Source organism: Burkholderia sp. RF4-BP95 (assembly GCF_001521985.1).
GTDB classification, from domain to species: domain Bacteria; phylum Pseudomonadota; class Gammaproteobacteria; order Burkholderiales; family Burkholderiaceae; genus Burkholderia; species Burkholderia diffusa.
Window position 1 is genome coordinate 1 of sequence record NZ_LOSX01000018.1, and the last position, 13105, is coordinate 13105.

The 13105-nt window shown below is 69.5% G+C and carries 11 protein-coding genes and 1 pseudogene; 8 read left to right on the top strand and 4 right to left on the bottom strand.

What is annotated here, in order from left to right; genetic code table 11:
- Positions 1-348, top strand: a pseudogene (locus WS46_RS36720) (highly repetitive protein); the annotation flags it as partial.
- Positions 349-725: 377 nt separating this feature from the next.
- Positions 726-1124, top strand: a complete 399-nt coding sequence (locus WS46_RS04745) for a carboxymuconolactone decarboxylase family protein (protein ID WP_059689450.1) — start codon at positions 726-728, stop codon at positions 1122-1124.
- 41 nt (positions 1125-1165) lie between these two features.
- On the opposite strand, the gene WS46_RS04750 is transcribed toward WS46_RS04745, so the two are convergent.
- From WS46_RS04750 to WS46_RS04760, 3 genes are read right to left on the bottom strand one after another with little or no spacing between them, the layout of a single operon-like run.
- Positions 1166-2152, bottom strand: coding sequence for an alpha/beta fold hydrolase (locus tag WS46_RS04750; RefSeq protein ID WP_059531914.1), 987 nt, complete (start codon positions 2150-2152; stop codon positions 1166-1168).
- A 7-nt stretch (positions 2153-2159) separates the two neighbouring features.
- Positions 2160-3722, bottom strand: a complete 1563-nt coding sequence (locus tag WS46_RS04755; RefSeq protein WP_059689451.1) for an NAD(P)/FAD-dependent oxidoreductase — start codon at positions 3720-3722, stop codon at positions 2160-2162.
- The gene (locus tag WS46_RS04760; protein WP_059689452.1) at positions 3719-4621 is read right to left on the bottom strand and encodes an SDR family oxidoreductase; all 903 of its coding nucleotides are present in this window, start codon (positions 4619-4621) and stop codon (positions 3719-3721) included. Before WS46_RS04760 ends, WS46_RS04755 begins: the two co-directional genes overlap by 4 nt.
- A 103-nt stretch (positions 4622-4724) precedes the next feature.
- On the opposite strand from WS46_RS04760, the gene WS46_RS04765 reads away from it, so the two are divergent.
- Complete coding sequence (locus WS46_RS04765; protein ID WP_257129925.1) at positions 4725-5366, top strand: TetR/AcrR family transcriptional regulator; 642 nt, start codon at positions 4725-4727, stop codon at positions 5364-5366.
- 63 nt (positions 5367-5429) lie between these two features.
- Here WS46_RS04765 and WS46_RS04770 read toward each other — a convergent pair whose 3' ends face one another.
- A complete protein-coding gene (locus WS46_RS04770) occupies positions 5430-6374 on the bottom strand; it encodes a LysR family transcriptional regulator (protein ID WP_059689454.1) in 945 nt (314 codons plus the stop codon).
- Positions 6375-6500: 126 nt separating this feature from the next.
- Here WS46_RS04770 and WS46_RS04775 point away from each other — a divergent pair, with 126 nt between their 5' ends.
- The 5 genes from WS46_RS04775 (at position 6501) to pnuC (ending at position 13103) form a co-directional block, all read left to right on the top strand.
- Entirely contained in the window at positions 6501-7145 is a 645-nt protein-coding gene (locus WS46_RS04775; protein WP_059689455.1) for a glutathione S-transferase family protein, read from the top strand.
- Positions 7146-7176: 31 nt separating this feature from the next.
- Complete coding sequence (locus tag WS46_RS04780) at positions 7177-9264, top strand: pyridoxamine 5'-phosphate oxidase family protein (protein ID WP_059690177.1); 2088 nt, start codon at positions 7177-7179, stop codon at positions 9262-9264.
- A 124-nt stretch (positions 9265-9388) separates the two neighbouring features.
- The gene (locus WS46_RS04785; RefSeq protein WP_059531896.1) at positions 9389-9592 is read left to right on the top strand and encodes a DUF2970 domain-containing protein; all 204 of its coding nucleotides are present in this window, start codon (positions 9389-9391) and stop codon (positions 9590-9592) included.
- Between the two features lie 608 nt (positions 9593-10200).
- Entirely contained in the window at positions 10201-12432 is a 2232-nt protein-coding gene (locus tag WS46_RS04795; protein WP_059689457.1) for a TonB-dependent siderophore receptor, read from the top strand.
- 59 nt (positions 12433-12491) lie between these two features.
- On the top strand, positions 12492-13103 hold the full coding sequence (gene pnuC, locus WS46_RS04800) for a nicotinamide riboside transporter PnuC (protein WP_059531890.1): 612 nt from the start codon (positions 12492-12494) through the stop codon (positions 13101-13103).
- Positions 13104-13105: the final 2 nt, after the last annotated feature.

Sequence of the window (13105 nt, forward strand, 5' to 3'; positions counted from 1 at the left end):
GTGCCGGAAGTGCCGGAAGTGCCGGAAGTGCCGGAAGTGCCGGAAGTGCCGGAAGTGCCGGAAGTGCCGGAAGTGCCGGAAGTGCCCGAAGTGCCCGAAGTGCCCGAAGTGCCCGAAGTGCCCGAAGTGCCCGAAGTGCCCGAAGTGCCCGAAGTGCCGGAGGAGCCCGAAGTGCCGGAAGTACCCGACGTACCGGAGGAGCCCGAAGTGCCGGAGGTCCCCGACGTCCCCGAAGTCCCCGACGAGCTCGGTTTGATCGGCGGCGTGACCGGTCCGTCGACCGAGCCGCAGCCGTACAGTGAGAGCAGCGACAGGACGGCCAGCGATACCGCTGACTTCTTTAAGTAATGGTGCATGGTGGCCTCGACATTGGAAGTTGTGTCCGGGCCATTACTGCAAATTCCGCGCCATGACATCTTTCGCGAAACGCGCCAGCGCTTTGTTGCGGGAATCGGGAATATCGACGCGAATTAAACGGAGGAATGGCGCTTTCGCGAGACGGAGACCCCGGACGTGCCGGCGCCCTCGCCGTGATGTTCCCGTAAGGAACCGTAACGCCGGGCCGGATGTTACGTAGCGTTCGACCCGACGTTCCGCGTGTGACGTGGCCGGTCACGACCCGAGGACACGGTCTTTGACGAAACGCCCGCGCGCCGCGAACATGACGCGGACCCACCCGGCCGCAGGCAACGCCGAAGCGGCCACGACTTCAGACAGGACACGACATGAGCGAACAGGACAGGGAACAGGGCAAGGCGCGCCGCACCGAGGTGATGGGCGAGGCGTTCGTCGAGCGTGCGATGCGCGACCTCGACGGTTTTTCGCGTCCGTTGCAGAACTGGCTGAACGAGCACGCGTGGGGCAGCACGTGGCAGCGCGGCGGGATCGACCTGAAGACGCGCAGCCTCTGTACCTGCGCGATGCTGGCCGCGCTCGGCCGCGGCACGGAACTGAAGGGCCACGTGCGGGGCGCCCTCAACAACGGCGCGAGCCTCGTCGAGATCCGCGAGGTGCTGCTGCACAGCGCGCTGTACGCGGGCGCGCCGGCGGCGGTCGAGGCGTTCCGCAGCGCGCGCGAGGTCATGACGGAACTCGGGCTGTCGCTGCCCGACGACGAAGGCTGACCGGCACGCGGCGCGTCGCGTGCCGGCAGGCCCGCGGCCGATCAATGCGCGACGTGCGCGCTCTGCGTTGGCGTCTCGACCGGCGCGGCGGCGACTTCGAGCAGCCAGTCCGCCGTTGCGTCCGGAATCGTGACCGGCAGCATGTGCCCGCCTTCGACGACTTTCAGCCGCACGCGCGCCGACTTCTGCGCGAGCGCCTCGCCGTGCGTACGCCAGTTCAGGATCGGATCGGCGCGACCATACAGCACGTCGACCGGCAACGCGAGGTCCGCGTAGCGGCGCTCCATCGCGGGGAGGTCGACCGGCGCCGACAGCAGGTCCGTCGCCGTTGCGTAGAACACGTGCGGCCGCATCCCGAGCAGCCCGCCGCCCTTCACCGGGAAGTCGCGCGGCACGGCTTCCGGCGCGAACACCTGGCTCACGGCCTTGCGGCCGGTCAGGATCGTCAGCGGGATCGCGAAGGTCCACGACACGAAGCGGCGCACCAGCGGCGACGGCAGCATCAGCGGCTTGAACGGCGCCGGCGGCTCGGTCTGCTCGTGCGACAGCGGCGCGATCAGCGCAAGCCGGCTCACGCGCTCCGGATGGTTGAGGCCAACCGCGAGCGCGATCGCGCCGCCGAGCGAGTGGCCGACGAGCACGGGCCGATCGAGCTTCAGCGCATCGATGAACGCGGCGATCGTGCGGGCCTGCGCGAACACGTTCGCCTGCGAACCGGCGCCGCGCAGCGAGCGGCCGGCGCCGGGCCGGTCGACGAGGATCACGCGATGATGCTGCGCGAGCCGCGTGAGCGGCAGGTACGCGAAGTTGCGCCACTGCCCGGCGAGCCCGTGCACGAACACGAGCGGCGGCCCGCTGCCGTATTCGACGTAATGGATGTGGTCGCCGCCGATGTCGACGAAGCGGCCTTCGGGCGGAAACGCGCGCGTCACGCGACGCGCGACGTAGCCGGAAAACAGCGCAAGCGCGGCGAGCACCGCGACGACGCCGAGCAGCACGTTCTGGATCAGGTGGAGCGTATGGCTCATGTCGGCCTCAACGGGTTTCGAGTATGGGGTCGGCGACCGGCGCGGCGGCCGGGCCGGCTTTCGCGCGGCGTTCGAACTGCATCGCCGAATCGGCGAGCCCGCTGAACTTCAGCGACGCGAGATCGAGCACGTAGTTCTGATGGAATTTCCAGGGCTTGCGATGCCCCTGCTTCGGCAGGATGCCGGCCGCGCGCTGGATGTAGCCGGAGCTCAGGTTCACCGCCGGCACGTCGCCGAGATCACCCGCGCCGAGCCGCGGCACGCAGGTGTCGTAGCCGTTCGCGCGCATGTGGTTGAGCAGCCGGCACACGTAGCGCGCGATCAGCTCGGCCTTCAGCGTCCACGACGCGTTCGTGTAACCGAACGACGATGCGAGGTTCGGCACGTCGCTGTACATCATTCCCTTGTAAGACACGGTCTGCGGCAGATCGACCGCGCGGCCGTCGACCGTGACGCGCGCGCCGCCGAGCATCTTCACCTTCAGTCCCGTCGCGGTGACGATCACGTCCGCGTCGAGCTGCTGGCCGCTCTTCAGCTTCAGGCCGGTCGGCGTGAAGCGCTCGATCTCGTCGGTGACGATCGAGGCGCGGCCCGCGCGGATCGACTTGAACAGGTCGCCGTTCGGCACGAGACACACGCGCTGGTCCCACGGCATGTAGCGCGGCGTCAGATGCTTCGCGACGTCGAAGTCGGGGCCGAGCTGCTTGCCGGCCGCGCGGATGATGAACCGTTTCGTCTGCTCGGGCTTGCGGCGCGACACGTTGTACAGGTACATCGTCAGCAGTACGTTCTTCATGCGCACGATCCGGTGCGCGAGGCTCGACGGCAGCACGCGGCGCAACGCGTTCGCGATCTTGTCGCGTGCGGGCAGCGACACGATGTAGGTCGGCGAGCGCTGCAGCATCGTCACGTGTTTCGCGTCGGCCGCCATCGACGGCACCAGCGTGACGGCCGTCGCGCCGCTGCCGATCACGACGACGCGCCGGTCCGCGTACGACAGGTCCTTCGGCCATTGCTGAGGATGAACGATTCGGCCTTCGAACGATTCCATGCCGGCCCAGTCGGGCAGGTAGCCGCCGTCGTAGTCGTAATAGCCGCTGCACATGTAGAGGAAGCGGCACGTGTAGACCAGCGTGTCGACCGCGCCGTCCCGCGTGCGCTCGATGTGCACCGTCCAGCGCGCGCGGTTCGAATCCCAGTCTGCCGCGACCACTTTCTGGCCGTAGCGGATCGTCTGGTCGATGCCGTACGCGCGCGCGGTGTCGCGGATGTAGTCGAGGATCGTCTGGCCGTCCGAGATCGCCTTGTCGCTGTGCCACGGGCGGAAGCTGTAGCCGAGCGTGAACATGTCGGAATCCGAACGGACGCCGGGATAGCGGAACAGGTCCCAGGTGCCGCCGATCGCGTCGCGCGCCTCGACGATCGCCACGCTCGCATACGGGCAGCGCCGCTTCAGGTGATAGGCGGCGCCGATGCCGGACAGGCCGGCGCCGACGATCAGCACGTCGAGGTCGCGGCTGTCGCCGCGGGCGGACGGCACGTCGCGCCGGTCGGTCGTCGTCGAGGTCATGCGGGATCCTTGGTCGGGGTGGTCGGGAGCGCGGCCGGCGCATGGATGCGTTCGAGATTGCGCGCGCGGGCGCGGCGCACGTGGCGCAGCACCAGCCGCTGGTAGCCGGCGCCGAGCAGGCGCGCGAGCTTGTCGAGGCGGCGGGCATCGGCGCCGACCAGCACGCGGCGCGCGTTGCGCTCGACGCCGGCGAGGATCTGCCGCGCGGCATCGTCGGCCGTCGTCGCGTTGATCAGGCGGTTCGCCTGACGGCGGTGGGTCGCTTCGTCCTGGCCCGTGAGCGCGTGGATGCTGGTGTCGACGCGGCTCGCGTCGACGATGTTGGTCGCGACGCCGCCCGGATGCACGCAGGTCGCGCTGACGGGCGCGCCGTCGAGTTCGAGCTCCATCCGCAGCGCCTCGGTGAAGCCGCGCACGGCGAATTTGGTCGCGTTGTACGCGCTCTGCGTCGGCATCGCGACGAGCCCGAACAGGCTCGACGTGTTGATCACGTGCCCGTCGCCCGACGCGCGCAGATGCGGCAGGAACGCCTGAGTGCCGTGCACGACACCCCAGAAGTTGATGCCGACGATCCATTCGAGATCGGCGATGCGCGCGGTTTCGGCACTCGCGGCCAGCGACACGCCCGCGTTGTTGAAGACCAGGTTGACCTTGCCGTGTTCGGCGCGCACGTCATCGGCCCACGCGAATACAGCATCGCGGTCGGCGACGTCGAGCCGCCGCGTGCTCGTGCGCACGCCGTGCTTCGCGCACGCCGCCGCCGTGCCGGCGAGCCCGACTTCGTCGACGTCGGCGAGCGCGACCTCGCAGCCGCGCCGCGCGAGCTCGACCGCGAGGCTGCGGCCCATGCCCGAGCCGGCGCCCGTGATCGCGGCGACCTTGCCGGAAAAACCCTTCATTCGTCGTTCCTCCCGTTCCGCTTGCGCTGAGTCGGCGGCGCGCCTATTGTGGTGTTATTCGTCACCACTTTAGTTTTCGGGTGTCCTGATGTCAAATAGCGAAATGGAGAAAGCACTCGAAACGGAAAAACGGGGCCGGGCATACGGCGGCGTGGCGCCCGAGGTGCGGGCCGCCGAGCGGCGCGATGCGCTGATCCGCGCGGCGACGCGCGTGTTCGGCACGGTCGGCTTCCGCAAGGCGACCGTGCGGTCGATCTGCCAGGAAGCGAAGCTCAACGATCGCTATTTCTATGCGGCGTTCGACAGTACCGAGGATCTGCTGCGCTGCACCTACCTGCATCACGCGCAGCAGTTGCACGACGCGGTCGCGCGGGCGGTGGCGGAGCGCGGCGGCGATCTGCGCGAGCGCATCGACGCGGGGCTCGCCGCGTTCTTCGGATTCCTGCGCGATCCGTGCGCGGCGCGCGTGCTGCTGCTCGAGGTGATGGGCGTGAGCGCGGATACCGACATGACGTACCAGCGGATACTGATCGACTTCGGCAAGCTGATCATGGCGATCGGCACGGCGCGCGAGGCCGTGACGCCTGCCGAGCGCACCGAGCAGCGGCTCGTCGGGCTCGCGCTGGTCGGCGCGATGACGAACGTCGGCGCGGCGTGGCTGCTCACCGGGTATCGCGACCCGGAGGCGCAGATGGTCGCGAGTTGCAGGAAGGTGCTGCTGGGGACGTTGCGCGAAGCGGGCTAGGATGCGGCGACGATCGGACCTGCGCGATTCGCATCCGGTTGCGTTGCGGAGCCGTCCGACGCTTCAGCCGCTCGAGCGTTTCGATCGTGCCGGCGTCGCTGACCGCGCTTCTCCGATCCTCGCCTTCATCGCATCGACGAACGCACGCACCTTCGGCGAAGGCAGCCGCGTCGACGGATACACCGCGTGAATCCCGGCCCGCGCCGAGCGCCATGCGGGTAGCAGCCGGACGAGCCGGCCGGCCGCGACGTCCTCCGCGATCGAGAAATCCGTCAGGAGCCCGAAGCCGCCGCCCGCGAGCGCGATCGCACGGCAGGCCGTCGCCGTGTTCGACACGACGGGCGCGACGCAGCGCACCGACGCATGGCCGCCGCTCGCGTCGAGAAGTTCGAGCGTATGCGGGCGCGACAGCGTCGACAGCATCACGAATGGCAGCGCGGCGAGCGCATCCGGGGCGCGCGGCAGCCCGTGCCGCGCGACGAACGCCGGGCTCGCGACCAGCCATTTCTCGTACTCGCCGAGTTGCACCGCGCGATAGTTCGAATCCGCGAGACGGCCGATGCGGATCGCGACGTCGAGATTGTCCGCGACGAGATCGACGACGCGATCGTTCGCGATCAGCTCGACGTCGAGCCCCGGATGCGCGTCGCGCAGCGCGACGACGGCCGGCGCGACGACGAGCGCGCCGTAGTCGATCGGCACGCTCACGCGCAGCGTGCCGCGCAGCGGCCCCGCGTCGGACGACACCGCGTCGAGCGCGCTTTCGGTCGCGCGCACGATGTCGCGGCACGCGTCGTAGAACGCGCGCCCCGCATCGGTCACGCTCAGCCGCCGCGTGGTGCGCACCAGCAGGTTCGCGCCGACCTCGGATTCGAGCCGCTGCATGTGCGTGCTGACGACTGTTTTCGCGAGGCCGAGCCGCTCGGCCGCGGCCGTCAGCGAGCCGGCATCGACCACCGCGACGAAGATCGCCAGCCGGTTCAGGTTCACGTCGCGAAGATCGGCCATCGTCGATTGTCCTATGGAAAAGGATAATGTTTCAGCGATTATCCGTCTTCTGGACACGAACGGCGAGCGCTACGCTGGGGCCGTTCGTCGCCGATTCCCGGCGGCGCGAGATCCAGGAGCCTCTCCATGCCAGCCGCCAGCAAGCCCGCCCGTCCGGTTCGTGTCTATTCGTTCCCGCTGTCGGGGCATGCGCATCGCGTGCGGCTGTTCCTGTCGCTGCTGGGGCTGCCGTTCGACACCGTCGACGTCGATCTCGCGGCCGGCGCGCAGCGCGAACCCGCGTTCCTCGCGCTCAATCCGCTCGGCCAGGTGCCGGTGATCGACGACGACGGCACCGTGCTCGCCGATTCGAACGCGATCCTCGTCTATCTCGCGAAGCGCTACGGCGACGCGCACTGGCTGCCCGACGATGCCGCCGGCGCGGCGACCGTGCAGCGCTGGCTGTCGTACGCGGCCGGGCCGATCGCATCGGGGCCGGCGGCCGCGCGGCTCGTCACCGTGTTCAGCGCGCCGCTCGATCACGACGCGGCCAAGCGCACGGCCGCGAAGGTGCTGGCCGTGATCGACCGGGAACTCGCCGGCAAGCCGTTCGCCGCAGGCGAGCAGCCGACGATCGCCGACGTCGCCGCTTACACGTACATCGCGCACGCGCCGGAAGGCGGCGTGTCGCTCGAACCGTATCCGCACGTGCGCGCGTGGCTCGCGCGCGTCGAGGCGCTGCCGGGCTTCGTCGCGATGCCGCCGACCCGCGCCGGCCTGCTTGCCGCCTGACGCGAAGCCGCGCCTTGACCGGGAGCACGCGATGACCACGCCGACCGCCGCCGTACCGGGCTGGGAACTCGACGTTGCGCCGTTTCACGCGGGCGAGCTTGCCGTGCAGCAGCGCGCGGGCGTGACGGAGGCTGCGGGCACGGCCGGCCGGCGCGGGATTCGCCGCTTCATGCCGGACCAGCACCGGACGTTCTTTGCGCAGTTGCCGTTCTTCGTGCTCGGCGGCGTCGATGCGCACGGCCAGCCTTGGGCGACGCTGCGGGTCGGGACACCCGGCTTCGTGACGGCGCCGGACGCGCGCACGCTGCGCATCGACGGCGATGCGCTGCCCGGCGATCCGCTGGCCGGCGCGTGGCAGCGGGGTGCGCCGCTCGGCGGGCTCGGGATCGAGTTCGATACGCGCAGGCGCAATCGCGTGAACGGCGTCGTGCGCGCGACCGACGGCGGCGCGTTGACGATCGCGGTCGAGCAGAGCTTCGGCAACTGTGCGAAGTACATCCAGGGCCGCAAACCCACCTTCGTCGCGCGTGAAGCCGGGGCGTCCATTGCGTCCGACGTGTCGGACCGGCTAAGCGACGCGGATCGCGCGCTGCTCGCGCAGGCCGATACGTTCTTCGTCGCGAGTGCGAACACGTCGGCCGACGCGGGCGCCGCGCACGGCGCGGACGTGTCGCATCGCGGCGGCATGCCGGGCTTCGTGCGCGTCGACGACGCGCACACGCTGACGACGCCGGATTTCAGCGGCAACCGCTTCTTCAACACGCTCGGCAACCTGCAGCACGATCCGCGCGCGGGGCTGCTGTTCGTCGATTTCGACAGCGGCGATCTGCTGTATGTCGCCGCGCGGGCGGAGATCGTGTGGGACGGGCCGCTCGTCGCGTCGTTCGATGGCGCGCAGCGGGTCGTGCGGTTTCATGTGCGGGAAGTGCGGCGCATGCGCGCGGTGTTGCCGTTCAGGTGGTCGGCGGTTGAACGCGCGCCGCAGTTCGCGGCGATGGCGGCGGGCGCGGTTGCGGCGGGCGGGCCGGTGCCGTCCGCACTCGCATCGGCAACGGCACGCACGTCCGCGCCTTCATCAGCAATCGCATCGGCTCCCGCGTGGCGCCCGCTGCGCATCGCGAAGATCGTCGACGAAGCGCGCGCGGTCCGCTCGTTTCATTTCGAAGCAGCCGATGGCGACGCGTTGCCGACGTACGAAGCCGGGCAGCACCTGACGCTGCGCGTCGCGTTGCCGGGCAGCGACGCGCTGACGATCCGCAGCTACACGCTGTCCGATGCACCGGGCGCGCCGCGTTACCGGATCACCGTGAAGCGCGAAGGACGCGTGTCGACGTGGCTGCACGATCATGCTCGGGCAGGCATGACGCTCGACGCGCAGATGCCGCGCGGCCGCTTCACGTTCGACGTCGCGAGCCCGCGTCCTGCGGTGCTGGTGTCGGCCGGCATTGGCATCACGCCGATGATCGCGATGCTGCGCCGCGCGCTGGCCGACGACAAGGCGTCGCGTCGCATCGTGTTCGTGCACGGCGCGCGCGACACGGCCGACCGGCCGTTTGCGGCGGAACTGACGCGCATCGCCGACGCGGACCCGCGCGTATCGCTGCACTGGTTCGACAGCCGGCCGCAGCGCGACGGCGCGGCACGACCGGGCCGCATCGACATCGCGCAACTGAAGCGCATCCTGCCGTTCGACGACTACGATTTCTACCTGTGCGGGCCGTCCGCGTTCATGCGCGATTTGTACGACGGGTTGTGCGCGCTGAACGTGCCGGACGAGCGTATCCGTTTCGAGGCGTTCGGGCCGTCGAGCGTCGTGCGTAACACGACACGTGCGGCCGGCGCGCCGGCGGCGAGCGTGCCCGTCATATTCCGGCGCACCGGCCGCGAAGCTGCATGGACACCCGCCGACGGCACATTGCTCGAATTCGCCGAAGGTCAGGGCGTGGCGGTGCCGTCCGAGTGCCGTTCCGGGTCGTGCGGGACGTGCGCGACGCGCATGCTGTCCGGTGCGGTCGATTACGTGCAGTCGCACGATGCGCCGGTCGAACCCGGCTGCGTGCTGCTGTGCGTCGCGCAGCCTGCCGAAGGGGCCGTGACGCCGCTCGTGCTCGAGCGCTGAACGCACCATGCGACATGCCGCCGCAGATGGCCTGCTGCGCGAAAAGCGCGCGCAACTGCTGCTTTTTTCGGATGCCGGTCGGGTCGACGATAGCGTCAACCGATTCGATGAAAGGAGCACAACCATGAAACTGCTCGGCATGATCAAGCTGGTCCTGTGGAGTTTCTTCGGCGTACGCAACAGCAAGGCGCACGCCGCCGATCTCGCGAACGTCAACTACACGTTGCTGCCGTTCGTGGCGATCGTGCTCGCGGTGCTGGTCGGCGCGGTGATCTACGGCGTGGTGCACCTGGTCGTCGATCCGACCGCGACGATGCAGGGGTTCTGACCGACCGCCGAATCGCGAGCGGGCGAACGTTCCGGCTCCGGTTTCCGGCCGCGTGACCGTGCCGGCCATCGAGGTGCCCGCGCACGACGCCAGTCACGCGCACCTCGGCGCCGTCGCCGTGCCGCATGAATCGCGCGGTGTCCGTTCCCGCCTTCCTCGCCCCCGATTTGCCCGATTCCAGGGCGGTCAACCCCGCCCGGGGTAAAATGCGCGCCGCGCCGCGATGTCGTGCGCGACGGGCATGCCGCCGTTCCAGCGAACGGCGCGCGCAAGTACGTCGCGCCCGTAACGGGGCGTTCGAAGCGTCCCCCCGCATGACAAGCCGCGCGCGATGCAGCCGGCCGCCCGACACGCCCCCGACGAACCGGTCGGCGGCTGCGTCGGTACCCGGCGCGCCACCGTCATCCGATGTCCCATCCAGCGCTTTCCCGATCGATCGGCAAGCATGCTGCCCGATCGTCCGATTCGTCTGATGAATGTCGTGTCGACGTTCGCGCCCGGCGTTCGCGGGGCCGCCGCGGGTTCTTGCGCGAGGTCGCGCTTCGCGGCGGCATAACGCGTTTCGAGTGTTTCGACAGGGTCGAGTGGCGAGTTTTCCATCCAGAACAATGACGGTGAATAGAACAACAGCGGCGCCCGCACGGCGGCGGCGCGCGAAGGTCGGGCTTGGCGTCGGTCTCGGCATCACGCTTTTCGCGGCGCAGGCCGCCGCGGCACAGGGCGACGCGCCGGCATCCGACGCCGATGCGCCCCGGGCCACGACACTGCCGACGATCACGGTCAGCGGCGAGCGCGGCGGCTCGTTTCGCGTGCGCGAGGCGTCGGTCGCGGGGCTCGACGACGCGCCGCTGCGCGACACGCCGGCCTCCGTCAACGTCGTCACGCGGGCGCTGATCGACGACCAGCAGGCGAAGCGCCTGAGCGACGTGGTGCGCAACGATGCGTCGGTCGTCAACGACTATGCGCCGGTCGGCTATTTCGAAGGCTTCGCGATCCGCGGCTTTCCGGTCGATCTCGCGAGCGCGATCCGGATCGACGGGCTGACGGTGTCCGGTGAGCAGAACGTGCCGCTCGAGAACAAGGAGCGTGTCGAGATCCTGAAGGGACTGGCCGGCATCGACAGCGGCGTGGTCGCGCCGGGCGGCGTGATCAACTTCGTGACGAAGCGCTCGGCGAACGTCGCGAGCGTGACGACCGGCGTCGACAGCCGCGGCTCGACGTCGGCGGCCGTCGATCTCGGCCGCCGCTTCGGCCCCGACAATCAGTTCGGCTTCCGGATCAATGCCGCGAAGGAGAACATGCATTCGTACATCGACGGCACCAACGGGCGACGCACGTTCGGCTCGATCGCCGCCGACTGGGACATCAGCCCGCGCGCGAGCCTGCAGCTGAACGCAGAATTCCAGCAGTGGATCCAGCGTTCCGCGCCCGGCTACCAGTTGCTCGGCGGCACCGTCGTGCCGTCGGTCAAGACGACGTCGAAGGCGCTCGGCACGCAGCCGTGGGCGAAGCCGGTGACGACCGACGCGCTGAACCTGAACGCGCGCTTCGACTACCAGTTCAACGACGACTGGAAGGCCTACATCGCCGCCGGCCGCAGCCGCACGATGATCGACGACAACAGCGCGTTCGCGTACGGCTGCTATTACGCGGCGAGCTGCGCGGCCGGCACGACGTCGCCGTTCTTCTTCGGCGCGAACGGCGACTACGACGTGTACGACTTCCGCAGCCCGGGCGAATACCGCCGCAACGACGACCTGCGCGCGGTGACGACGGGCAGGTTCGCGACGGGCCCGCTGCGCCACGAGCTGACGCTCGGCGTGAGCGTGCAGCGCCGCGTCGTACACATGGCGAACGCCGTGTACGACTACGTGGGCAGCGAGAACATCTATGGGCCCGACGTCGCGTTCACGCCGTCGCCGAACACGGCCGGGCCGTCGTATCCGCAGCTCGACGCGTGGCAGTACGGCGTGTTCGGGCTCGACCGCATCAGCATCGGCGAGCACTGGCAGGTGCTCGCGGGCGGCAAGGAAGTGCTGTTGCGCCAGCGCAGCTGGAACAGCCTCGACGGCGACGCGACGCACACCGACCGCTCGGTGTTCCTGCCGCAGGTCGCGCTCGTCTACAAGCCGGTGAACGTGCTGTCGCTGTACGCGTCGTACAGCAAGGCGCTGTCGCTCGGCGACCAGGCGCCGGTGCGCGCGACCAACGCGTATGCGTTCCTGCCGCCGGTCGAATCGCATCAGTTCGAACTCGGCGCGAAATACGACTGGCTCGACCGGCTGAGCCTCACGGCCGCCGTATTCTCGATCAGCAAGCCGTTCCAGTTCGCCGATCCCGATGCGTCGGGCACGAGCTATACGTTCGTGCAGCGCGGCACGCAGCGCCACCAGGGGATCGAACTCGGCGCGGCCGGGCGCGTGACCGAGCGGCTCGGGCTGACGGCCAGCGTCGCGGCGATTCGCGCGCGCGCGTACGATTCGGGTTCGCCGGCGTACGAGGGGCACCAGATCATCAACGTGCCGGCGCTGCGCGCATCGCTGTATGCGGACTACGCGGTGCCGGGCGTCGCCGGTCTGAACGTGCTCGGCGGCGTCGAGTACAGCGCCGCGCGCTATGCGAACGAGGAAGGCACCGCGCGCGTGCCGTCGTGGTTCGTGTTCAATCTCGGCGCGCGCTATACGACGAAGATCGCGGGCCATCGCACGGTGCTGCGCGTGTCGGTGGACAATCTGTTCAACAAGTTCTACTGGCGCGACGCGGGCGAGCAGCAGGGCGACGCGTACCTGTTCCCGGGCGCGCCGCGCACCGCCCGCGTATCGTTGACCTATGATTTCTGATCGTCCGGATCCGGCCGCGTGATGCGCGGCCCCGGCAGCCAACCAGGAGAGCACAGACGATGTCCCCACTCGAAATCGCCGGCGTGATCGTCAGCGCGCTCGCGATCTGGCTGACCGCGAAACGGCGCATGCTGTGCTGGCCGGTCGGGCTCGCGTCGGTCGCGCTGTACGGCTGGATCTTCTTCGACGCGAAGCTGTATTCCGACATGCTGCTGCAGGGCGCGTTCGCGGTGTTGCAGGTGTACGGCTGGCGCCGCTGGATCGCGCAGCGTACGCTGGAGGCGAGCGGCGGCGCGGCGCCGGCCGGCGATGTCGCGCCCGTCACTGGCGTGCGGCCGCGGCAGATGCTGCCCGACCTGATCGCGGCCGTCGTCGGCAGCGCGCTGCTCGGCGGGATGATGGCGCGCTGGACCGACGCGGCGCTGCCGTTCGTCGATGCGTCGCTGACCGCGTTCAGCCTCGTCGCGCAATACTGGACCGCGCGGCGCTACATCGCGTCGTGGGGGTTGTGGATCGTCGTGAACGTCGTATACGTCGGGATGTTCGTGTTCAAGGAACTGTATCTGACGGCCGGACTCTATGCGCTGTTCATCGCGCTCGCCGTCATCGGCTGGCGCGACTGGAGCCGGACGGCCGACGCGCTGCGCGCGACGGCGAGCCCGGCGGGCTGATT